Source organism: Micromonospora sp. WMMD980, assembly GCF_029626035.1.
Lineage (GTDB): Bacteria > Actinomycetota > Actinomycetes > Mycobacteriales > Micromonosporaceae > Micromonospora.
Genome location: NZ_JARUBE010000003.1, coordinates 6,277,753 through 6,298,819, shown reverse-complemented (window position 1 = coordinate 6,298,819; position 21,067 = coordinate 6,277,753). Strand labels below are relative to the sequence as shown.

The following is a 21,067-nucleotide window of genomic DNA, read 5'->3' as shown; positions in this document are numbered from 1 at the left end:
TGGACCGGCGGGCCCGGGGCGGTGGTCAGGCGACCGGGCTGGCGGTGCGCACGTGCCCGGCGATCCGCTCGGCGACCTCGCGCGCGGTGGCCTCGGTGGCGGCCTCGACCATGACCCGCACCAGCGGCTCGGTGCCGGACGGGCGGAGCAGCACCCGGCCGGCCTCGCCCAGCTCGGCCTCGGCCCGCTCGACCTCGGCGCGCACGGCCGGGGCGGCCGCGCCGACGGTACGGTCGCCGACCGGCACGTTGATCAGCACCTGGGGCAGCCTGGTGACCACGGCGGCCAGCTCGGCCAGGGAGGTGCCGGTGGCGGCCATCCGGGCCATCAGGTGCAGGCCGGTGAGCACGCCGTCGCCGGTGGTGGCGTACGCGGGCAGCACGATGTGCCCGCTCTGCTCGCCGCCCAGGGCCAGCCCGGAGGCGCGCAGCTCCTCCAGCACGTACCGGTCGCCGACCTTGGTCTCGACCAGCCGGATGCCGTGCGCGGACATGGCCAGCCGCAGGCCGAGGTTGCTCATCACGGTGGCGACCAGGGTGTCCTGGGTCAGCTCGCCGGCGTCGCGCATGGCCAGGGCGAGGATCGCCATGACCTGGTCGCCGTCGACCTCCTCGCCGTCGGCGGTGACCGCGACGCACCGGTCGGCGTCGCCGTCGTGGGCGAGGCCGAGGTGCGCGCCGTGCTCGACCACGGCGGCGCGCAGCGCGTCGATGTGGTTGGAGCCGCACTCGTCGTTGATGTTGAGCCCGTCCGGCTCGGCGTGGATGGCGATCACCTCGGCACCGGCCTCCCGGTAGGCCACCGGGGCGACGTCGGCGGCCGCGCCGTTGGCGCAGTCGACCACTACCTTGAGCCCGTCGAGGCGGTGCGGCACGGTGCCGACCAGGTGCTGCACGTAGTGGTCGGCGCCGTCGAGCAGGTCGTTGACCCGACCCACGCCGGCACCGATCGGGCGCTTCCAGGCGGTGGTGGTGTTCGCCTCGACGGCTGCCTCGATCCGCATCTCGATCTCGTCGGGCAGCTTGTGCCCGCCGGCGGCGAAGAGCTTGATGCCGTTGTCGGGCATCGGGTTGTGCGACGCGGAGAGCATCACGCCGAGGTCGGCCTTGATCTCGGCGGTGAGGAACGCCACGGCCGGGGTGGGCAGCACGCCGACCCGGACCACGTTCGCACCGGCGCTGGTCAGGCCGGCGACGACGGCCGCCTCCAGCATCTCGCCGCTGGCCCGGGTGTCCCGGCCCACCACCGCGAGCGGCGGATGGCTCCGGTCCGTCTCGGCCAGTGTGTGGGCCGCGGCCACCGCGACCGCGAGCGCCAACTCCGGGGTGAGATCCGCGTTCGCCCGCCCGCGTACGCCATCCGTGCCGAACAACCGGCCCATACCCGCCAACCTCCGTGGAACTGCCGTTGAGGGAGAGAAACGCGGAACGGCCGGGCCGCCCCCGCAGAAGGGAGGCGGACCCGGCCGTCCGTCAGAAGTACAAGACGCTGTTGGTGATCAGCGCTTCGAGTACTGAGGAGCCTTACGGGCCTTCTTGAGGCCGTACTTCTTGCTCTCCTTGACCCGGGCGTCACGGGTCAGGAAGCCGGCCTTCTTCAGGGCCGGGCGGTCGTCGGGCTCGTTGACGATCAGAGCCCGGGCGATGGCGAGCCGCAGCGCGCCGGCCTGGCCGGTGGTGCCGCCGCCACGCAGGTTGGCGATCACGTCGAAGGCTTCCGGCTTCTCGGCGGTGACCAGCGGGTCCTTGATGAGCTGCTGGTGCACCTTGCTCGGGAAGTAGGCCTCGAGGTCGCGGCCGTTGCAGGTGATCTTGCCGCTGCCCGGGATGATCCGGACCCGGACGATGGCTTCCTTGCGACGGCCCACGGTCTGGATCGGGCGGTCACCGCGGGGCGCGCGCGCGACGGGCGCCGGCGCCTCGGTGGCCTCGGGGGCGACCTCGGTCTCGGTGATGTCGGTCATGCTGCTTCCTTCGCCCGCGCTCACTGCGCGATCTGCTTGATCTCGAACGGCGCCGGCTGCTGCGCGCCGTGCGGGTGCTCGGCACCGGCGTAGACCTTCAGCTTCTTGAGAATCTGACGGCCCAGCTTGTTGTGCGGGAGCATGCCCTTCACGGCCAGCTCGATGGCCCGCTCGGGCCGCTTGGTGAGCAGCTCGTCGTAGCCGACCCGCTTCAGACCACCCGGGTAGCCGGAGTGGCGGTAAGCAACCTTGGTCTGACGCTTGTTGCCGGTCAGCGCGACCTTGCCCGCGTTCACGATGACGACGAAGTCGCCCGTGTCGACGTGCGGCGCGAAAGTCGGCTTGTGCTTGCCACGCAGCAGCGTGGCGGCGTGGGTCGCGAGGCGGCCCAGCACGACGTCAGAGGCGTCGATGACGTGCCACTGACGCTCGATCTCACCCGGCTTCGGGCTGTACGTACGCACAGGTCTACCTTGTCTCGTCGTCGGTCTGGGGTCGCGCGCCGAGGTAACCGGGGCTTCCCAGTCGAACCAGCGCGCACGAACGACCAAGCGTACCTGATGCGGCACGCCTAAGAATGTCGTACAACAGCAGGCAACGATACCCGGCCGCCCGGCGGCAGGTCAAAACGGGGTCACCCCGCGCCCGGCCTGCGCATTCACATGGCGCGGGTCACAGTTCCTGGAGGATCCGCAGCGCCCGGCCGACCCGCTGCATGGTCTCGGTGTCGGCCACGTCCACGCACTCGGTGAACCACTTCTTCATCGGCGAGGAGAGCCGGTCGGGCATCACCACGGAGCCGCCCATGCGGACGGCCAGCGGCGAGTCGCGCAGCAGCGACTCCTCGACCACCTCGGCCACGATCACGATCGGCACCGCGGTGGAGTTGTAGACGTCGGTGCTGATGACCAGCCCGAACCGTTCCCGGGCGCCGGAGATGCGCCAGACCTCTCCCCTACGCAGCACGCGGATGTCCACCGCCGAACAGCGCGTCGTGGACCGTGCCGACCTCCTGGGCGTCGGCCAGGGCGGCGGATTCCAGGTCCAGGCCGGCGCGGCCGACCGCGTCGGCGTGCGCGGTGAAGAGCTCGCGCAGCGCCTTCTCCCGGGCGGCCCGGTCCATCCAGGCGGAGAGGGAGAGCCCTTCCCGCTTGGCGTACCGACGCGCTTCCTCGATCGTCTCGTCGGAGAACGACAGTGTCACCTTGGCGGTCATCCGAGTAGACTACCCAGCGGTATGACCAGTAGTCATCCCTGCTCGCGCCGATCGCGGATCCGGACACCTCGGCTCACCGGGGACGACGACCGCCGAGGACGGCGAAGCGCCACTCCTTGAAGAAGCAGTCGATGTCGACCAGCCCGGCCTCGCCGAGCCAGTGACACTGATCGGCCACCGTGGCCGGGCGGTCGAAGCGCATCCGCGCCCGGGAGGCGGCGATCTCGTCCGCGTCCGAGCCCAACTCGACGATGCGCGCCGTCCACACCTCGTCGTAGCGCCGGTCCAACGCCGGGGTCGGACCGGCCACCTGCTCGGCGTTGACGAACACCCCGTCGGGTGCCAGCACGTCGGCCGCCCGCCGGTAGAGCGCCCGCTTGCCGTCGTCGTCGAGGTGGTGGACGGCCAGCGCGGAGACCACCGCGTCGTAGCGGCCGGCGGGCAGCGGGTCGGCCAGGTCGGCGTGCACCGCGCGGTGCGGCACCCCGCGGGCGGCCAGGTGGCCGGCGGCCACCGCCAGCATGGCCGGCGCGCCGTCGACGAGCGTCATCCGAACGCCCGGGACGGCCGCGGAGAGCAGTAGGGCGAGCAAGCCGGTGCCCGCGCCCAGGTCCAGCACCTCGGGGGTACGCCCGGCGGCCAGCGCCGCCCGGAGCGGCGGTGCGGCCACCTCGACGGCCGTGCCGTAGAACGCGTCGAAGCAGGGCACCAGTCGGCGCCGGGCCTGGTCGTAGCTGCCGGCCACGGCGTCGAACGCGTCCGTCACGCTCATCCTTGCCTCCCGAAATGTGAGACTAATTTCTCACATTCTAGATGCTGCCGTCCGGTCCGTCACGCCGTGCGGTGTGCGGCGCTCTTGACAGGACCGAAACAGGAGGGACCCGGGCCGGAAACCGCCCGGCGGCACGCTTTCCCGACATGACAGACGGTGCACGCGTGGCGACACAACCGGGGGCGCGTCCCCGGCGAGGCGGCCACGCACTGCCCGTACCGCGCGGTGCGGTGCGGCGGCTGCTCCGACGAGTGGCGGGACGTGCGGGAGGCGCGGCGATGAGCCCGGCCGCGACGCGGGACCGGCTCGCGGCCCGCCGGCTGAACCGGCTCGACGCCGACCGTGGCGACGCGGGGCCTGGCGGCCACCCGGGCCTGGTCGAGGTGCGGCTGCGGCAGGAGGAGTGAATGCGGGACGAACTGGCGGGCTTCACCATCGGGGTCACCGCGGACCGGCGGCGGGACGAACTGGCCGCGCTGTTCCAGCGTCGCGGGGCCCGGGTGGTGCTCGCCCCGGCGCTGCGGATCGTGCCGCTGGCCGACGACAGCGACCTGCGCGAAGCCACCCGGGCCTGCCTGGAGCACCCGCCGGACGTGTTGATGGCCAACACCGGGATCGGGATGCGGGGCTGGCTGGAGGCGGCCGAGGGCTGGGGGCTGGGCGACCCGCTGCACGCCGCGCTGGCCCGCTCGTACGTGGTGTCGCGCGGGCCGAAGGCGACCGGGGCGATCCGCGCTGCGGGCCTGCGCGAACACTGGTCGCCCGGCTCGGAGAGCTGCGACGAGGTGGTCGAGCACCTGGTCCGGCGCGGCGTGGCCGGCCAGGTGGTGGCGTTGCAGCTGCACGGCGACCGGCAGCCGGAGTGCACCGAGGCGCTCGTCGCGGCCGGGGCCACCGTGATCGAGGTGCCGGTCTACCGGTGGGCGCCGCCGGCCGACCCGGCGCCGCTGCACCGGCTCATCGACCTGGTCGCCGGGCGACTCGTCGACGCGGTCACGTTCACCTCCGCCCCGGCTGCGGAGGCACTGCTGCGGGCGGCCGGGGACCGGACCGAGACGGTGCTGGCGGCGCTGCGGGGCGACGTGCTGGCCGGATGCGTGGGCACCGTCACCGCCGAGCCGCTGATACGGCGCGGGGTACCGGTGAGCGCGCCGAGCCGGGCCCGGCTCGGCGCGTTGGTCCGGACGATCGTCGAGGAACTGCCCCGCCGCACGGTCTCGGTGAAGGCGGCCGGGCACGTGCTCACCCTGCGCGGTCACGCCGCGGTGGTGGACGGCGAGCTGCGCCAGTTGGCGCCGGCCCCGATGGCCGTGCTGCGGGCACTGGCGGCGGCGCCGGGGAAGGTGCTCTCCCGCACCGCGCTGCTGCGGACGCTGCCGCGCGGTGCGGACGAGCACGCCGTCGAGATGGCGGTGGCCCGGTTGCGGGTGGGCCTGAAGGCACCACGGGTGGTGCAGACCGTGGTGAAGCGCGGCTACCGCCTGCGGGTGGACTGACGTCGGCTCAGCCCTGGCGGGCCGCGCGGTCGCCCCCGCCACCCACCTGGAGGTCGACCAGGGCGAGCAGGAACGCCGACGCGTGGCCCGCCTCGTCGTGCGCGATCTCGGCGAACAGGTCCGCCGCCTCGTCCTCACCCACCGAGGCCGCCTGTCGGGAGAGGGCCGGATACATGGTGCCCGCCTCGTAGACCTCGCCGTCGACCGCGTCGCGGAGGTTGTCGGCGTCGCCGCGGACCAGGCCGGCGAGCGTGGCCGCCTCGCTGAAGTGCTCGCCGAGTTCCTGGCCGGCGGTGTTCTCCCAGAGCTGGGACAGCCGCAGCCGGCCACCGTCGCGCGCGTGCCGGGCGTAGTGCGGGTACCTGGCGCACGCGAACGCCTCGCCCCGCATCGTCGCCTCCAGGTTGGCCTGCGTCGCGCCGGAGCACACCGGCGTCCCGGCGACGATCGGGACCGGCGGGACGGCCTCGCCCGCCGGGACCCGTACCCCCGAGCCCGGGTGGGTGAGCGCGGCTCAGCCCACCGACGCCGGGTAACCGTGCTCGGCCTGGAGCCGGAGCATGGCGTGCTCCACCACGGTCACCAGCACCTGCTTGACCGAGTCCCGCCGCCGGGCGTCGCACATGACCAGCGGCACGTCCGGCGAGATGGCGAGCGCCTCCCGGATCTCCTCCAGCTCGTAGTGCGGCGCGTCGTCGAACCGGTTCAACGCCACCACGTACGGCAGCTTGCGGTTCTCGAAGTAGTCCAGCGGCGCGAACGCGTCGGTGATCCGGCGCGTGTCCACCAGCACCGCCGCGCCCACCGCGCCCCGGATGATCTCGTCCCACATGAACCAGAAGCGGGTCTGGCCGGGCGTGCCGAAGAGATAGAGGATCAGGTCCTCGGCCATGGTGATCCGGCCGAAGTCCATGGCGACCGTGGTGGTCTCCTTGCCCGGCACCTTCGACGGATCGTCGATGCCCACGCCGGCCGCGGTCATCAACGCCTCGGTGGTCAGCGGCTGGATCTCGGAGATCGCCCCGACCAGGGTGGTCTTGCCCACCCCGAAGCCACCCGCGATCACGATCTTCGCGGAGATGATCTCCCGGCCGCGGTTCGCCCCGTCGGGGTCATAGTTCGCGAAGTCCACTTAGCACCCTTCCAAGCAGGTTCATCCGCGCCGCGAAACCCGTCGCGGGAGCGGCACTGTGTAGCGTCAGCAGGCCCTCGGCCACCATGTCGGCGACCAGCACCCGGGTGACGCCCAGCGGCATCCGGGTGTAAGCGGCGATCTCCGCCAGCGACTGTGCCCGGCCTTCACAGACCGAGGAGATGCGGTACTTGTCGTGCCCGGCGAAACGTGCCTCGGCCGACTGGGTGGCCGTGCTCGACAGCACCGCCTCGAGCGCGATGTTCTGCAACGGCTCGGTGCGGCCGCGGGTGACCGCGTACGGTCGCACCAGCGCGCCACGCGGATCACGTCGCGGTTCCATCTCGCGATCACCTCCCCTCATACGGAGCCGGAGCGGCCCCGGATCACCAGGTCAATTCAGCCGGTCAGGATCGGACGGCGTCCCTGGGCAGCGGCACCAGCGCCTGGCCGACCCGCTCCACCAGCAGCGCCATCTCGTAGCCCACCTGGCCGACGTCGCAGCTGCGCGCCGCGAGCACCGCCATCGACGAGCCGTCGCTGATGGACATCAGGAAGAGGTATCCGCTGTCCATCTCGATCACGGTCTGCAAGACCCCGCCGGCGCTGAACATCCGCGCCGCGCCCTCGGTGAGGCTGACCACGCCGGAGGTGATCGCGGCGAGCTGGTCGGCCCGGTCACCGGGCAGGTCCCGGGAGGAGGCGAGGAGCAACCCGTCCGCGGACACCGCCACCACGTGGGCGATGCCCGCCACGCTGTCGGCGAAGTTGGTGAGCAACCAACCCATGTCCTGCATGGCCGCAGGCCTGTTCATCGGTTCGTCTCCTTGGTCGAGGTGCTGTTCAGGTCGGTGCCGGCCGTACGACCCCGCTGGACGCCACGGTGGTAGGCGGAGAGCAGACCCCGGACTTCGTCCGGGGTGCGTCGGCTGCGGTCCCGGCCGCTCTTCGGTTCGATCCCACCGGGCACGAGCTGCGCCTGCGGCACCCGCTTCGGCAGGCCCGAGCGGGTGGTGCCACCGGTGGTGGGCTCCGCCGCCTGGCTGGCCCGGCTCCAGCCGTCGTCGGCCGCCGTCCGCCAGGCCTCCGGGTCGATCGCCGGCGTCGCGGCGGGCTCCGGCGCGGACGCCGGCGCCACCGGGTTCGCCGGGGTCGCGGCGGGCGGCGGCGTCGCGGGCGGCGTGGTCGGTACCGCCGGCGGGCGGTACGCGGGCGGGGTGGTCAGCCCCGACGCCTGGGCGCCCGGCGTACGGGTGGGCAGCGGCGGCCGCGCGGTCGCGGCGGGTTGCGCCGGGGCGGGCGGCGGCTCGTCGAACCGGGGCCGGGTGAAGATGGTGGTCTCGTCCTCTCCGTGCGAGCGGAACCAGACCGCCTCCATCTCCCGGAATATCGGCGCCTCGGCCGGCCGGTCCGGTCGGGCCACCACCGGCGCGGCCGGGGTGGACTCGACCGCCGGCGCGGCGGCGAGCGGCTGGTAGGCCGGCGCGGCGGCCGGCGCGGCCTCACCGCCCGGCGTCCGCTTGGGCAGCGGGTCGAGAGCGGGGTACGCGACCGTCGGCCCACCCGCCGACCAGCCCGCGCCCGACGCGGGCGCGGCGGTCGGCGCCGGCGCCGGCGCGGCGGAGACCGGGGCAGCGGTGACCGGGGCGGCGGCGGGCAGTCCGCCGAGCTGGACGGCCGGCGTGGTGTCCCGTACCTCGGCGGGTGCCTGCCACCGTGCGGGCGGCGGCGTGGTCGTGTTGCGCCACTGGTCGGCCAGGGTGGCGGTGCCGCCCCGGCCGGCGCCCGCCAGCGCGTCCGCCGCGCCGACCTGGCTGAGCGGCGACGGCTCCACGGCCAGCGGCTGGCGCGGCCGGGTCAGCGGAGCCTGACCCCGGTTGGCCGGCAGCACCACTGTGGAGTTGGGCAGCGTCACCTGGGCGACGGTGCCGCCCTCGACGTTGCGGCGCAGCTCCACCCGGATGCCGTAACGGGAGGCGAGCCGACTGACCACGGCCAGACCCATCAGCCGGAAGGCGGCCACGTCGACGGTCGGCGGCGCGGCCAGACGACGGTTGAGCGAGTCGAGCTGGTCGTCGGTGAGGCCGAGGCCCCGGTCCTCGACCTGGATCAGCACGTAGTCCCGGATCCGCCGGCCGTCGGCGACCACCACGGTGGTCGGCGGTGAGAACCGGGTGGCGTTGTCGAGCAGCTCCGCAACCAGGCGGACCACGTCGTTGACGGCGTGCGCGGCGACCGAGATGTCGGTGTCCACGGTGCCGAACTCGATCCGGTTGTAGAGCTCCACCTCGGACTGGGCGGCGCGCAGCACGTCGACCAGGAGCGCGTCGTCGCGGCGCGGCACGGCCGAGTCGGCCCCGGCCAGGACCAGCAGGTTCTCGTCGTTGCGGCGCATCCGGGTGGCCAGGTGGTCCAGTTCGAAGAGCTGCGCGAGCCGCTTCGGGTCCTCCTCGCCGCGCTCGATCGCGTCCAGCTCGCCGATCATGCGGTCGACCAGGCTCTGCGAGCGACGGGCCAGGTTGAGGAACATCGCCGAGACGCTGGTCCGCAGCGCGGCCTGCTCGGCCGCGACCCGGACCGCCTCGCGGTGGACCACGTTGAACGCCACCGCCACCTGGCCGACCTCGTCGCGGTTGCTCAGCTTGATCGGGTCGCGCACCTGCTGGACGATCTCGTCCACGCCGCCGTCGCCGATCGCGTTGACGTTCTGCAGCCGGCTCACCGCGTCCGGCAGGTCGTGGTTGGCCACCGAGAGCGCGCCCTCGCGCAGTCGCCGCAGCGAGTCGTTGAGCGAGCGGGCCAGCACCACGGCGAGCGTCACGGCGACGGCCAGGGTGAGCAGCACGAGCAGGCTCTCCACGAACGCCTGCCGGATCACGTCGGTACGCACCGCGTCGGCGTCGGCGAGCAGCTCGTCCAGGAGCTGGATCTCCGCCCACCGCATCAGGTCGTCGACCGCGCCGACGGCGGCGGACGCGTCGAGCGCGGTCACCAGCGCGGGCTTGCCGACCGACCGGGACAGGTCGCCGGCGACCCGGTCGGCGAGCTGGACGGCGTCGCCGGAGACGGTGCGGTCCACCAGGGCCCGCTGCTCCGGGGTGGCGGCCCGGGAGAAGGCGAGCAGCGCCTCCTGCTGCCCGGTGAGCGTGGCCACGAACGAGGAGAACTGCTCCTCGTCGATCCGGCCGCCGGCGGCGAGCGCGGTGAAGGCGACCGCCTCCTCCTCCGCCACCTCGGCCTTGGCGTGGGCGAACGCGGCCACCGCGCGGCGGGCGTCGGAAAGGCTCTCCGCGCCGGGCTGCTGGGCCAGCGTGTCGCCGTACGAGACCAGGTCGTCGAGGACGATGCCGTAGCGCAGGCTCGCCTCGGCCACCGGCATCTGGGTGCGGTCGAGCACCTCCTGGCGGGTGCCGTTCAGCGTCTCCAGGTGGTCGTCGATCACCTTGAGCCGGTCCCGGACCGAGGTCGGCACGTCGCCGAGCGTGCCGCGCTCCTCCTTGTAGGCCGCGATCCGCTCGTCGGTCCGGCGCACCCGCAGGTTGTAGGCGTCGGGCGTCACCGCCGGGTTGGCCAGGAAGACGGCCGCCGCCATCCGCTCCTTGTGCAACTCCTGGGTGAGCGCCGAGACGTCGACCGAGACCGCGGTCAGCGCGCGGACCTGGTTCGCCTCGTACGCGCCCTGACCCACCGAAATGAGTCGGATAGTTGCCAGTGCAATGACAGCGGCCACCGGAACGACCAGGATGAGGGCGAGCTTGGAGCGGATCCGCGCGTCACGCAGCCGGGGCAGGCGCCGTCGGCGGTTCCGCTGATCGGCGTTGGGGCTCCCGGGCAGGGTCGTAGGTCCGGTGCTCACGACATCGCCTCCGTCGTTTCTTCCACGCGTGACCCGCTGACCCGTGCCTGGTGCAGCGGCCAGCGCCACGCGCGGCACGGCCGCGATTTCATCAGACGAGATCCTATTTGGGAAGCCGCGGTGAGGTAGGAAACGGTCGGTGTCGACGCAAGCCGCGATCCGGTCACCTAATACCTTCTTTTCTCCAACGCCCTGAACTGGGGATGTCACTCCAGAGTGGCCGCACGCATCTGGGCAGTAATTGTCAGTTAACGTATCGTGTCCCCAACATGTGGGATGAGCGTCCCGAAACGGCATCCAGCCGCCGCGCTTGACCACAGGGCCCGGCATTGGCAAGGTTTTGCAGGCTTCGCGCACACCGTACGGCACACCAATCCCGTTTCTCCACTGAGGACGGACAAGCGGCGGTGGTCGGGCGCCGGCCCGCGCCGCACCATGGAGGACTGAGTTGAGCCCCATCCGCTCCGCGCGTATCGCGGCGCTCGCATCGGCCGTGCTGGCCACCACGCTCACCGGCTGCGGGATCGGCGGGGAACCGCAGGACACCAGCCCGATCGTGATCGCCGCCGACCTGGAACTCTCCGGCGCCTCGGCGCCCGTCGGCAAGGTCTACCAACGGGCCCTGGAACTGAAGGTCGACCAGTTGAACGCCTCCGGCGCGCTGGGTGGCCGGAAGATCGATCTGAGGGTCAAGGACAACCGCTCCGACGCCGCCGAGTCGTTGCGCAACATCAATGATTTCGCCGCCGACTCACAGGTCGGCGCCGTCATCATGGGCGGTTGCAACGAATGCGCCGTCGGCGCGGCCCGCACCATCAACGACAAGCGTATTCCGACCATCGCACTCGCTTCCGCGGGCGCGGTCACCGAACCTGTCGACCAGCGCCGGTACGTCTTCAAGCTGGCCCCGAACGCGGTCGACAGCGCGGCGGCGCTCACCACCGAACTCACCCGGCGCGGCATCCGCAAGGTGGCGGTGCTGCACAGCGCCGACGGGTACGGCCAGGAAGGCCTCGCCGCGCTGCGCCGCGAATTCGACAAGACCACGCTGCGGCTGGTCGCCGACGAATCCGTGCGCACCACCGACACCGAGGTGAGCGCGCAGATCGGCGGCCTGATCGAGAAGAAGCCGCAGGCCCTCATCCTGTGGACGCCGCCGGAACAGGCCACGCTCGCCGCCACCACCGCGCGGCAGAACAAGTTCGGCGGGTCGCTGTTCTTCGACGCCGCGGCGGCCGGTGACCTGTTCCTCGGTCCGTCGGCCCGCTCCACCGAGCAGGCCACGCTGATCTTCACCCAGACGATGGTGATCGACGACGTGATCGCCACCACCCCGGCCAAGGCGGCCCGGCGGCAGTGGTTCCAGGACTACACGGCCCGGTGGGGCGGCTACAACGGCTTCTCCTCGTTCGCGGCGGACGCCGTCCAACTCATCACCGACGCCGAACAGCGCGCCGGCGGTGAGCCGGGCGAGGTCGACCGGGACGCGCTGCGTGAGGTTCTGGAGACGTCGCAGCTCGACGGCCTCTCCGGGCCGATCCGGATGACGCCGGACAACCACTCGGGGTTGATGCCGCAGGCTCTGACGACGCTTGTCGCGCGGGGCGGTCGTTGGCGTCTCGCCGGGTAGTCACCGTGGGGGTGTGGGCCCCGGCACAACCGGCTCCGGGCGCTCAGGCTTGATCCCTCCGCCGGTTGCGCCGGGGCCCACACCGTCGTGGTCGGCCGCCGTCCGGCCGTCACTGGTTTGATCTTGGTTGCGACCCGGTCGACCTGTTGTTCTCGGTCGGCGGGGTGGGTCGAGCTGCCTCGGTCGACCTGGGTTCACGGTCGTCGGGGCGGGTTGGCCTGCCTCGGTCGGGGACGGGTTCTCGGGGCCGGGTCAGCGGGCGGAGGTGGTGGCTCGGACCCACGGGAGGGCGAACCGCTCGATCGCGCTCAGGGCCGCGTAGAGCACGATGCTCATCAGCGCCACCAGCAGGATGGCCGCCCAGGCGGTGGCCGTGTCGCCGACGCCGTTGTACTGCAGGATCTGGTAGCCCAGACCGGGCCGGTCCGAGTAGAACTCGCCGATCACCGCACCGATCGCGGCCAGCGGCATGGCCACCTTCAGGCCGACGAAGATCTGCGGCAGCGCGGCCGGCAGGCGTACCTTGCGGAACGACTGCCACCAGGAGGCGTTGAGCGACCGGCCCAGCTCCGCCAGGTCGGCCGGGGTGGTGGTCAGGCCGGTGGCGGTGGAGAGCACGATCGGGAAGAAGCAGAGCAGGAACACCATCGTCAGGATGGGCTTCTGGCCGAAGCCCACGGCCACCACGAGCAGCGGGCCGAAGGCGATCTTCGGAACCGCGTTCACCGCGACCAGCAGCGGCGCGAACATGCGCTCCACCCGACCGGAGGCGGCCAGCGCCACCCCGATCAGCACGCCGACGACCGACGAGAGCAGGAAGCCGGCAAGCGTCATCCAGGTGGTGATCCCCAGCGCGGGCAGCAGCACGTCGGTGGTGCCCGCGAGCGAGCGGGCCACCGCCTGCGGCGGCGGCAACGCGACCGGGTGCACCAGGTGCAGCCCCGATGTGACCAGCCACCAGGCGGCCACCGCGATGACCAGGCCGAGCACCGGCAACCCGACCGCGGCCGGGCGTACGACCCGGACGCGCCGGGCCGGCGCCGTCGGCTCCTCCGGCGCTCCGGGCCGCGCCTCGGTCAACTGCGTCAACGTGTCCTCCTTCTCCGGCCGGTCGCGACGACCGGCACACGAAGGGGTGCGACCCACCGGATGTCCGGCGGGTCGCACCCCCGTGGCCCGAGCCGACCGGTCAGGCCTTCGGCGCCAGGTCGAAGTCGATGATCTGGTCGGGGGTCAGGTTCTGCTTGAGCGCACCCGCGCCCTGCAGCAGCGCGATGCTCTTGGCGACCCGGCCGCTGTCCAGCGTGCCGATGGCGGTGCCGGAGTTGCTCGACCGCACGTACGCGGCCATCAGCTGGAGCTCGGCGGCGGACGCGGCGGGGTTCGCGGCCGGCACGTTCTTCTTCAGGATCTCGCCGGCCTCGTCCGGATGCTCCAGCGAGTACTCCAGGCCCTTGAGCAGCGCGGCGGTGAACTTCTTCACCATCTCCGGCTTCTCCTTGGCGATCTTGCTGGAGGTGATCAGCGCGTTGCCGTAGAGGTCCTGCATGACGTTGCTGTAGGGCAGCACGACCGGCTTCTTCTTGGTCACCACCTCGACGGTGGGTTGACCGACCACGAACTGGCCGATGCCGTCCACCGCACCCGAGCCGAGCATGCCGATCAGGCCCTGGGCCTCACCGTTGACCCAGGTCACCTTGCTGCCGTCGATGCCGGCCAGCCGGGCGTACGTGGGGAAGAGGTTGCGCACGACGGAGGTCGGGGTGTCGGCGAGCTTCTTGCCCTCGAGGTCCTTCGGGGTGGCGATGTTCTTGCCCTCGACCGTGACGATGGCGGCCATGGTGCGCTGCTGGATGGCGGCCACCGCGACGAAGTCCTTGGCCTGGCCGTTGCCGAGCTGCAGGATGCCACCGGTCAGGTCGATCGGGCCGAAGTCGGCCTGACCGCCGGTGACGGTCTGGATCACGGAGCCGGTGCCCTGGCCGGGCTTGATGTCGACGTCGAAGCCGGCCTCCTTGAAGAAGCCCTTGTCCTTCGCCACCCAGGCGTAGGAGTCACGGCCGAAGTTGCCGAACGAGGTGAGGTAGGTCACCTTCTCCAGCGCCGCTCCGCTGCCGCCGCTGCTGCCCTCGGACTTGTCCGAGTCGCTGCTGCAGCCGCCCACGAGGGCGAGGGCGGTCGCCAGCGCCGCGGCGGCGACCGTGCGGGTCAACCTTCTCATCAGTGCACCATGTCCTTTCCGACCAGGAAATCTTCGCCGGTCGGGTCGTGGGTCCGACGGGGTCGGCAGGAGGGTCGGCCGACTGGACCGTCGCGAGGGGACTCTTCGCGCGCAACAGACTACGAGAAGGCTGATGACGCGCCGCAACCGTCCGGGTTGCGGAAAGGAAACGAAGTGGGGTGACGGAAAGCGGACTGACGTCCACCCCGGACGGTGCTATAAGCACCGGCCCGTTACGCTAGCCCGGCTCGCGTTCGCGACGATGTGGGAAGGGAGCCGGCGGGAGATGATCCGACTGTCCGGGGTGTCCCGCACCTTCGACGGCCGCTCGGGGCGGGTGGAGGCGCTGCGCGGCATCGACCTCGACGTCGCCGAGGGTGAGTTCGTCGCCGTCCTCGGCCGATCCGGCTGCGGCAAGTCCACACTGCTCCGCATGATCGCCGGCCTGCTGCCGGTCACCGCCGGCGAGATCACCGTCGCCGGCACGCCGATCACGAAGCCCCGTCAGGACGTCGCCATGCTGTTCCAGCGCCCGGCGCTGCTGCCCTGGCGCTCGGTGCTCGACAACGTCCTGCTCCCGGTGGAGATCTTCGGCTGGCGCCGGGCGAGGCACCGCGACCGCGCCCGCGAGCTGCTGGAGATGGCCGGGCTGGGCGGGTTCGAGAAGCGCCTCCCGCACGAGCTGTCCGGCGGCATGCAGCAGCGCGTCTCGCTGTGCCGCTCACTGATCGGCTCGCCCCGGGTGATGCTGATGGACGAGCCGTTCTCCGCGCTCGACGCGCTCACCCGGGAGGAACTCTCCGGCGAGCTGCAGCGGGTGCACATGGACACGAAGGCGACCATCGTCTTCGTCACCCACTCGATCGACGAGGCGGTGCTGCTGGCCGACCGGGTCGTCGTGCTCAGCCCACGCCCCGGCCGGATCCGTCAGGTGGTCGAGGTGGCCGTCCCCCGGCCCCGCACCCTGGGCCGGCACGCGCACCTGGCCGACGTCGCCCGGATCAGCGCCGAGCTGCACGAACTGCTGATGGAGCGGGACGCCCCGGGCGTACCCGCGGCGGGAGGACGGTGAGCATGCGGGTCTCGGTCTTCACCGAACCCCACCGCGGCGCGGACTACGAGGATCAACTCCGGTTCGCCCGGCTGGTCGAGGAGAGCGGCTTCGAGGGCTTCTTCCGCGCCGACCACTACCGGTCGATGGGGGACGAGCCGGCGCTGCCCGGGCCCACCGACGCCTGGCTGACGCTCGCCGCGCTGGCCCGGGAGACGTCCCGGATCCGGCTCGGCACGCTGGTCACCTCCGCCACCTTCCGGATGCCCGGGCCGCTGGCCGTCATGGTCGCCCAGGTCGACCGGATGAGCGGCGGCCGGGTGGAGCTGGGTATCGGCGCCGGCTGGTTCGAGCGCGAACACACCGCGTACGGCATCCCGTTCCCGCCGGTCAGCGAGCGGTTCGACCGGTTGGCCGAGCAACTGGAGATCGTCACCGGGCTGTGGCGCACGCCGGACGGTGAGACCTACAGCTACCGCGGCGAGCACTACCGGCTGGTCGACGCGCCCGCACTGCCCAAGCCGGTGCAGCAGCCCGGCCCGCCGGTGATCGTCGGCGGCAAGGGCCCCAAGCGCACGCCCGAACTGGCCGCCCGGTACGCCGACGAGTTCAACATGCCGTTCAAGAACGTCGCCGAGACGGCCGCCGCGTACGAGCGGGTCCGCGAGGCGTGCTACCGCACCGGGCGGGACGCGTCCGGGCGGGCGCCGCTGACCCTCTCCGCCGGGATCGTGGTGGCGATCGGGCGCACCGACGCCGAGGCCCGGCGGCGGGCCGCGCCGCTGCACGTCACCAGCGCGCTCCCGCCGGAGGACCCGGTGGTCGGCTCCCCGGCCCAGCTCGTCGACCGGCTCGGCGACTTCGCCGCGATCGGGACCACCCGGGTGCACCTGCGACTGATCGACTTCGACGACCTCGACCACGTGGAGCTCATCGCCTCCGAGGTGCTCCCCCAACTGGACGGAGCGCGATGAGCGACCTCTCCACCGACCTCGAACTCGGCCCGGTGGGCCAGGAGATCGTCTACGAGAACGACCGGGTCCGCGTCTGGCACATCCGGCTGGAGCCGGGCGAGCGGCAGCCGCTGCACCGGCACGACCACCCCTACCTGGTCGTGGCGATCGAGGGCGCGAAGAACGTGGTGCAGACCGTCGACGGCACCACGATCGACGCCGACGAGCCCACCGGCGGGGTGGTCTACCGCGATCCGGGTGCGGTGCACATGCTCACGAACGTCGGCGACACCACCTACCTCGCCCGTCTGGTCGAGCTGAAGTAGCCACGCCGGCGCGGATCGCCGCGCCGCGCGGTGGCAAGGTGGCGCAGCACCCCACCGGGCCGTAACGTGCCCGACATGGCCTTTCGGACGTGGGGCAGGCTGCTGCTCACGGCGCTCGGGGTGAGTGTGCTGGCCGGTGCCGGCCAGCTCGGCATCGCGTACGGCTTCGGAGTCGTCCGCCTCGACGGCGCGTTCGTCGACGGCTCGGTCAACAGGTGGCCCGCCCAACTCGTCTGGGTCGCCTGGTTCGCCGCGGTCGCCGCCGTCGCCGGGGCCGTCCTCACCGAGCGCCTCGCGCGCCGCGACGAGCGTCCCGGCGGCACCGCCGAACTGCTCTCCATCGCCGGCGTCAGCGCGCTGGGCGCGATAGTGGTCGCCCCGCTCTGCATGCAACCGGCCCGCGCCGCCGAGCTGGGCGGCTCCGTCGACCCGGTGTGGGCGGCGGGCATCTGCGCCGTCCTCGGCGCGGTGGTGGGCGCCGGCGCGGCGATCGCCGTGCTGCTCAAGCCACCGTTCGGCTGGGCTGTCGCGTGCACCGCCGGGATCGTCTGGCTGCTCGCCCTGCTCTCCGTGGCGCCCGCGGTCGTCTCCAACCGGCCGCTGGCCACCGTGCGGCTCGGCGTCCTCGAGCCGTCCTGGCTCGACACCGCTACGGCGCAACGCCTGGCCATGCTGCTGCTCCCCACGCTGGCGCTGCTCGCGGGCGGGGCGCTCGGCGTGCTGGCCCGTCGGGCCGGGCACCCGCCGCTCGTCGGCGGGGCGGCCGGGGCGGCCGGGCCGGTGCTGGTGGCCTTCGCCTACCTGACGGCGGGCCCGGGCACGGCGGCCGACCGCTACCAGGTGGCGCCCTACTACGGCGCGTTGATCGCGATCGTCGCCGGTGCGCTCGGCTCGACCGCCACCACCGTGCTTCCCCGGCCGGTGGCCGACACCGACGCGGTCGACCCCACCGACATCCTCGCGCCGCTGCCGGTCGACGCGGCACTGCCGGTCGACGGGGCACTGCCGGTCGACGGGGCACTGCCGGTCGACGGGGCACTGCCGGTCGACGGGGCACTGTCGTCCGGCGCGACCGCACCGGCGACGACGGCACCGACCCCGGCCGGCGGCCCGGCCCCCGCGCACTGGGACTGGCCGGAGACCGGCGGGGCGGCCACCGCGCCGTCCGCCGCCCGGCACGTCGCTCCGGCGGCGCCCGGCTCGCCCGCGCGCCCGGCCGGGACACGTGACAGCGAGGCCCCGGTCCACGGCTCGCCGATGCCCGGCCTGCTGCCGCCGGGCCGCCGCACCTCGGCCATCGACGTCCTCGCCGCCGGCCGCCCCGAGCCGCAGCCGACCGCCGGCGCGGACACGGCCGCCTCCGACACGCCCGAGCCGGGGGTCGCCGCCTCCGCGTCCGCGCCGGCCGGCGCCGCGCCGGCGAGCGACATCGCCCGACCACCGACCGGCGACACCTCCGCGTCGGCGGGTGGCGTCTCCGGACGGCCCGAGACCCGGGCGGCGGAAGGGCCGGCGACCGACAGCGGGCCGGCCGACGCCTCGCTCACCGCCGCGACCTCGCCGGAGGCTCCGGCCCCCCGGACGCGGCGGAGCCGTACCGCCGCCCGCGCCACGACCCCCGCCGACGACCGGACGCCCGCCGACGGTGCCACCCCGGCGGTCGGACCGGGGCCGGCCGACGACGCCACGGCGCCGGCCACGGCGGGACCGGCGTCGAGCGACGGCGCCGCCCCGGTGCCCGCCGGAGGCGGCGGCACCAGGCGGCGGGGCACGACGACCTCCGCCACCGGCCGTCTTTCCCAGGCGGGCGACTCGGCCGTCGCCGGTCGGGCACCCGGGGACGAGGGTGCGGGCGACGCCTCCGTTCCCGGCACCGCGACGGCGGATGCCGCGACCGCCGACCCGGCCGGAACGAGCCGGACCGTCCGGCCCCGGCGCACCCGCGCGCCGCGCGCCACCCGGACCGACGCCGGCCCGACGCCCGCGCCCCGCGGCGACGCCGCTCCGATCCCCACCGAGGCCGACCCGACGCCGAACGGCGCGGCCGCCCCCTCCGTCCCGGTGACCCACGGGCCGACGCCGGATCCCGCGTCGCCGGCCGCTACCGACACGTCCGCCCCGGTGACCGGTGGCGCCGACGAGGCGGCCGGGCCCCGGGCAGGTGGTCGGCGGAGCTTCTTCTTCGACCCGGAGCCGACCGACCGGCCCGCCACGTCGCCCCGACCCCGGTTCCCCATCTTCGAGGACGTGACCGAGCGGCCGGGCGACGTCCGGCCGGCCTGGCCGATCACCCCGGCGGCGGGCCCGTCGGCCCGGCCGCTCGACACCGTCGGGTCCGGCACCCCGGCCGCCGGTCGGGACCGCGACGACACCACCACCCGCGCCGAGTCGACACCCCGTCCCCGGCACCAGGGCCTGCCCGAGCCGGGCCGGAGCACCGGGTGGGACGCGCTGGCCACGAACGCCCGCCCGGCCGGTCGGCCGGCGGTTGGGGAAGCCCGGGCCACCGGGGCGGACCCGGGCGCGACCGTGCCGGCCCAGGCCGGCACCACGGCCACCGGCGCCGACGACGCCCGGGGCCGGCACGCCGGGGCGGACGACGCCGAGGCCACCGGCGGGAAGTCGAAGTCCCGGCGCGGGCTGTTCCGGCGCAACCGGGGCAAGGGTGAGCCGGACCAGGCCGACGAGGCGGCCGAGCCGACCACCAGCGGAGACGACGAGTACGTCGACTGGGTCGCCGGTCTCGCGTCGGACGACAACGCCGACGACGCCCGTTCCCTGCGGACCGGCCGGCACCACCGCGACTGACGTGGCGGGGGCCGGACGCGTCGACGGCCCGGCCCCCGAACGGTTCAGGCCAGCGGCAGGTAGACCCGGGAACCGGCGGCGACGAACTCCTCGGACTTGCCGCGCATGCCCCGCGCCGCGTAGTCCTTCAACTCCTGGGTGATCTTCATGGAGCAGAACTTCGGCCCGCACATCGAGCAGAAGTGCGCCGTCTTCGCCGGCTCGGCCGGCAGCGTCGCGTCGTGGTACGCCCGCGCCGTCTCCGGATCCAACGCCAGGTTGAACTGATCCTCCCAGCGGAACTCGAACCGGGCCTTCGACAGCGCGTCGTCCCAGGCCTGCGCGCCGGGGTGTCCCTTGGCCAGGTCGGCCGCGTGCGCGGCGATCTTGTAGGCGATCACGCCCGCCTTCACGTCGTCCCGGTCCGGCAGCCCGAGGTGCTCCTTCGGCGTGACGTAGCAGAGCATCGCGGTGCCGAACATGCCGATCATCGCGGCCCCGATCGCGGAGGTGATGTGGTCGTACGCGGGCGCGATGTCGGTGGTCAGCGGGCCGAGCGTGTAGAACGGCGCCTCGTGACACCACTCCTGCTGGAGGTCCACGTTCTCCTTGATCTTGTGCAACGGCACGTGCCCCGGTCCCTCGATCATCACCTGGACGTCGTGCTCCCAGGCCACCGTGGTCAGCTCGCCCAACGTCCGCAACTCGGCGAACTGGGCCTCGTCGTTGGCGTCCGCGATCGACCCGGGGCGCAGCCCGTCACCGAGCGAGAACGTCACGTCGTAGCGGGCGAGGATCTCGCACAACTCGGCGAAGTGCGTGTAGAGGAAGTTCTCCTCGTGGTGCGCCAGGCACCAGGCCGCCATGATCGAACCGCCCCGGGAGACGATCCCGGTCACCCGGTCCACCGCCAGCGGCACGTACGGCAGCAGCACTCCGGCATGCACCGTCATGTAGTCGACGCCCTGCTCGGCCTGCTCGATCACCGTCTCGCGGAACACCTCCCAGCTCAACTTCACCGGGTCGCCACCGACCTTCTCCAGGGCCTGGTAGATCGGCACGGTCCCGATCGGCACCGGCGCGTTGCGCACGATCGCCTCGCGGGTCTCGTGGATCCGCTTCCCGGTGGACAGGTCCATCACGGTGTCCGCGCCCCACCGGGTGGCCCAGGTCAACTTCTCCACCTCGTCGGCCACCGACGACGTCACCGCCGAGGTGCCGATGTTGGCGTTGACCTTGACCAGGAACGCCCTACCGATGATCGCCGGTTCGCACTCCGGGTGGTTGACGTTGAGCGGCAGCACCGCCCGGCCGGCGGCGATCTCGTCCCGGACGAACTCCGGCGCCACCCCCTCCCGGATCGCCACGAACTCCATCTCCGGGGTGACGGTCCCGGCCCGCGCGTAGGCGAGCTGGGTGGGACGGGTCCCCGCCAGCGGCGTGCCGGCGCCCCGGACCGGCGCGACGTCGCCCCGCTCGGCGATCCACGGCCCGCGCAGCGCGGGCAGCCCCACCTCCGGGTCGGAGCCGGGGCCGGAGGTGTCGTAGAGCCGCACCGGGGGGTTGTCCCCGGCCAGCGTCACCTCGGCGAACGGCACCCGGACGTCCGGCCGGGTCCCCTCCACGTACACCTTGCGCCGTGCCTGCATGACAGCCTCCCTGTC

At 73.2% G+C, this 21,067-nt stretch carries 21 protein-coding genes; 7 read left to right on the top strand and 14 right to left on the bottom strand.

Annotation, left to right across the window (positions count from 1 at the left end; genetic code table 11):
- Positions 1-25: 25 nt before the first annotated feature.
- The 6 genes from glmM to O7618_RS29875 all read right to left on the bottom strand — a co-directional run bounded on the left by glmM (position 26) and on the right by O7618_RS29875 (position 3,951).
- A complete protein-coding gene (gene glmM, locus O7618_RS29900) occupies positions 26-1,381 on the bottom strand; it encodes a phosphoglucosamine mutase (protein ID WP_278109470.1) in 1,356 nt (451 codons plus the stop codon).
- Positions 1,382-1,498: 117 nt separating this feature from the next.
- Positions 1,499-1,963: a 30S ribosomal protein S9 gene (gene rpsI / locus O7618_RS29895; protein WP_089155217.1), complete on the bottom strand. Its 465-nt coding sequence runs from the start codon at positions 1,961-1,963 to the stop codon at positions 1,499-1,501.
- A gap of 20 nt (positions 1,964-1,983) precedes the next feature.
- The gene (gene rplM, locus O7618_RS29890) at positions 1,984-2,427 is read right to left on the bottom strand and encodes a 50S ribosomal protein L13 (RefSeq protein WP_174528511.1); all 444 of its coding nucleotides are present in this window, start codon (positions 2,425-2,427) and stop codon (positions 1,984-1,986) included.
- Positions 2,428-2,635: 208 nt separating this feature from the next.
- Positions 2,636-2,941 (bottom strand): type II toxin-antitoxin system PemK/MazF family toxin, encoded by a 306-nt coding sequence (locus O7618_RS29885; RefSeq protein WP_278109469.1) that lies wholly within the window; start codon positions 2,939-2,941, stop codon positions 2,636-2,638.
- Positions 2,919-3,179 (bottom strand): DUF6364 family protein, encoded by a 261-nt coding sequence (locus O7618_RS29880; protein ID WP_278109468.1) that lies wholly within the window; start codon positions 3,177-3,179, stop codon positions 2,919-2,921. Before O7618_RS29880 ends, O7618_RS29885 begins: the two co-directional genes overlap by 23 nt.
- A gap of 73 nt (positions 3,180-3,252) precedes the next feature.
- A complete protein-coding gene (locus O7618_RS29875) occupies positions 3,253-3,951 on the bottom strand; it encodes a class I SAM-dependent methyltransferase (RefSeq protein WP_278109467.1) in 699 nt (232 codons plus the stop codon).
- Between the two features lie 278 nt (positions 3,952-4,229).
- Here O7618_RS29875 and O7618_RS29870 point away from each other — a divergent pair, with 278 nt between their 5' ends.
- Positions 4,230-4,358 carry a hypothetical protein gene (locus tag O7618_RS29870; protein WP_278109466.1) on the top strand — a complete coding sequence of 43 codons (129 nt, stop codon included), beginning with the start codon at positions 4,230-4,232 and terminating at the stop codon, positions 4,356-4,358.
- On the top strand, positions 4,359-5,447 hold the full coding sequence (locus tag O7618_RS29865) for a uroporphyrinogen-III synthase (protein ID WP_278109465.1): 1,089 nt from the start codon (positions 4,359-4,361) through the stop codon (positions 5,445-5,447). It begins immediately after the preceding gene.
- Between the two features lie 7 nt (positions 5,448-5,454).
- On the opposite strand, the gene O7618_RS29860 is transcribed toward O7618_RS29865, so the two are convergent.
- The 5 genes from O7618_RS29860 to O7618_RS29840 form a co-directional block, all read right to left on the bottom strand.
- Positions 5,455-5,877 (bottom strand): ferritin family protein, encoded by a 423-nt coding sequence (locus O7618_RS29860; protein ID WP_278109463.1) that lies wholly within the window; start codon positions 5,875-5,877, stop codon positions 5,455-5,457.
- 84 nt (positions 5,878-5,961) lie between these two features.
- The gene (locus tag O7618_RS29855; RefSeq protein ID WP_278109462.1) at positions 5,962-6,579 is read right to left on the bottom strand and encodes an ATP/GTP-binding protein; all 618 of its coding nucleotides are present in this window, start codon (positions 6,577-6,579) and stop codon (positions 5,962-5,964) included.
- Entirely contained in the window at positions 6,560-6,922 is a 363-nt protein-coding gene (locus O7618_RS29850) for a DUF742 domain-containing protein (protein WP_091065900.1), read from the bottom strand. The genes O7618_RS29855 and O7618_RS29850 overlap by 20 nt, the downstream gene beginning before the upstream one ends.
- Before the next feature lie 64 nt (positions 6,923-6,986).
- Entirely contained in the window at positions 6,987-7,394 is a 408-nt protein-coding gene (locus tag O7618_RS29845; RefSeq protein WP_013288588.1) for a roadblock/LC7 domain-containing protein, read from the bottom strand.
- Positions 7,391-10,435 (bottom strand): sensor histidine kinase, encoded by a 3,045-nt coding sequence (locus O7618_RS29840; protein ID WP_278109461.1) that lies wholly within the window; start codon positions 10,433-10,435, stop codon positions 7,391-7,393. Before O7618_RS29840 ends, O7618_RS29845 begins: the two co-directional genes overlap by 4 nt.
- Positions 10,436-10,883: 448 nt before the next feature.
- Here O7618_RS29840 and O7618_RS29835 point away from each other — a divergent pair, with 448 nt between their 5' ends.
- Positions 10,884-12,065, top strand: a complete 1,182-nt coding sequence (locus O7618_RS29835; RefSeq protein WP_278109459.1) for an ABC transporter substrate-binding protein — start codon at positions 10,884-10,886, stop codon at positions 12,063-12,065.
- Positions 12,066-12,317: 252 nt separating this feature from the next.
- On the opposite strand, the gene O7618_RS29830 is transcribed toward O7618_RS29835, so the two are convergent.
- Together O7618_RS29830 and O7618_RS29825 are read right to left on the bottom strand one after the other, a co-directional pair.
- Positions 12,318-13,154 carry an ABC transporter permease gene (locus O7618_RS29830; RefSeq protein WP_278109458.1) on the bottom strand — a complete coding sequence of 279 codons (837 nt, stop codon included), beginning with the start codon at positions 13,152-13,154 and terminating at the stop codon, positions 12,318-12,320.
- 100 nt (positions 13,155-13,254) lie between these two features.
- Complete coding sequence (locus O7618_RS29825) at positions 13,255-14,286, bottom strand: ABC transporter substrate-binding protein (RefSeq protein ID WP_278109456.1); 1,032 nt, start codon at positions 14,284-14,286, stop codon at positions 13,255-13,257.
- A gap of 286 nt (positions 14,287-14,572) precedes the next feature.
- On the opposite strand from O7618_RS29825, the gene O7618_RS29820 reads away from it, so the two are divergent.
- From O7618_RS29820 to O7618_RS29805, 4 genes are all read left to right on the top strand, one after another.
- Complete coding sequence (locus tag O7618_RS29820; RefSeq protein WP_278109455.1) at positions 14,573-15,358, top strand: ABC transporter ATP-binding protein; 786 nt, start codon at positions 14,573-14,575, stop codon at positions 15,356-15,358.
- A 2-nt stretch (positions 15,359-15,360) separates the two neighbouring features.
- Positions 15,361-16,311, top strand: coding sequence for an LLM class F420-dependent oxidoreductase (locus O7618_RS29815; RefSeq protein ID WP_278109454.1), 951 nt, complete (start codon positions 15,361-15,363; stop codon positions 16,309-16,311).
- A complete protein-coding gene (locus O7618_RS29810; protein WP_278109452.1) occupies positions 16,308-16,616 on the top strand; it encodes a cupin in 309 nt (102 codons plus the stop codon). Before O7618_RS29815 ends, O7618_RS29810 begins: the two co-directional genes overlap by 4 nt.
- A gap of 75 nt (positions 16,617-16,691) precedes the next feature.
- Positions 16,692-19,424, top strand: a complete 2,733-nt coding sequence (locus tag O7618_RS29805; protein WP_278109451.1) for a hypothetical protein — start codon at positions 16,692-16,694, stop codon at positions 19,422-19,424.
- A gap of 44 nt (positions 19,425-19,468) precedes the next feature.
- On the opposite strand, the gene thiC is transcribed toward O7618_RS29805, so the two are convergent.
- Complete coding sequence (gene thiC / locus O7618_RS29800; protein WP_278109450.1) at positions 19,469-21,052, bottom strand: phosphomethylpyrimidine synthase ThiC; 1,584 nt, start codon at positions 21,050-21,052, stop codon at positions 19,469-19,471.
- Positions 21,053-21,067 lie beyond the last annotated feature (15 nt).

What these genes read in the sequence shown, in the direction of transcription:
- glmM (WP_278109470.1), bottom strand. Translation starts at nt 1,381, where the DNA reads ATGGGCCGGTTGTTCGGCACGGATGGCGTACGCGGGCGGGCGAACGCG.
- rpsI (WP_089155217.1), bottom strand. Translation starts at nt 1,963, where the DNA reads ATGACCGACATCACCGAGACCGAGGTCGCCCCCGAGGCCACCGAGGCG.
- O7618_RS29880 (WP_278109468.1), bottom strand. Translation starts at nt 3,179, where the DNA reads ATGACCGCCAAGGTGACACTGTCGTTCTCCGACGAGACGATCGAGGAA.
- O7618_RS29875 (WP_278109467.1), bottom strand. Translation starts at nt 3,951, where the DNA reads ATGAGCGTGACGGACGCGTTCGACGCCGTGGCCGGCAGCTACGACCAG.
- O7618_RS29870 (WP_278109466.1), top strand. Translation starts at nt 4,230, where the DNA reads ATGAGCCCGGCCGCGACGCGGGACCGGCTCGCGGCCCGCCGGCTGAAC.
- O7618_RS29865 (WP_278109465.1), top strand. Translation starts at nt 4,359, where the DNA reads ATGCGGGACGAACTGGCGGGCTTCACCATCGGGGTCACCGCGGACCGG.
- O7618_RS29850 (WP_091065900.1), bottom strand. Translation starts at nt 6,922, where the DNA reads ATGGAACCGCGACGTGATCCGCGTGGCGCGCTGGTGCGACCGTACGCG.
- O7618_RS29845 (WP_013288588.1), bottom strand. Translation starts at nt 7,394, where the DNA reads ATGAACAGGCCTGCGGCCATGCAGGACATGGGTTGGTTGCTCACCAAC.
- O7618_RS29825 (WP_278109456.1), bottom strand. Translation starts at nt 14,286, where the DNA reads ATGAGAAGGTTGACCCGCACGGTCGCCGCCGCGGCGCTGGCGACCGCC.
- O7618_RS29820 (WP_278109455.1), top strand. Translation starts at nt 14,573, where the DNA reads ATGATCCGACTGTCCGGGGTGTCCCGCACCTTCGACGGCCGCTCGGGG.
- O7618_RS29815 (WP_278109454.1), top strand. Translation starts at nt 15,361, where the DNA reads ATGCGGGTCTCGGTCTTCACCGAACCCCACCGCGGCGCGGACTACGAG.
- O7618_RS29810 (WP_278109452.1), top strand. Translation starts at nt 16,308, where the DNA reads ATGAGCGACCTCTCCACCGACCTCGAACTCGGCCCGGTGGGCCAGGAG.
- O7618_RS29805 (WP_278109451.1), top strand. Translation starts at nt 16,692, where the DNA reads ATGGCCTTTCGGACGTGGGGCAGGCTGCTGCTCACGGCGCTCGGGGTG.
- thiC (WP_278109450.1), bottom strand. Translation starts at nt 21,052, where the DNA reads ATGCAGGCACGGCGCAAGGTGTACGTGGAGGGGACCCGGCCGGACGTC.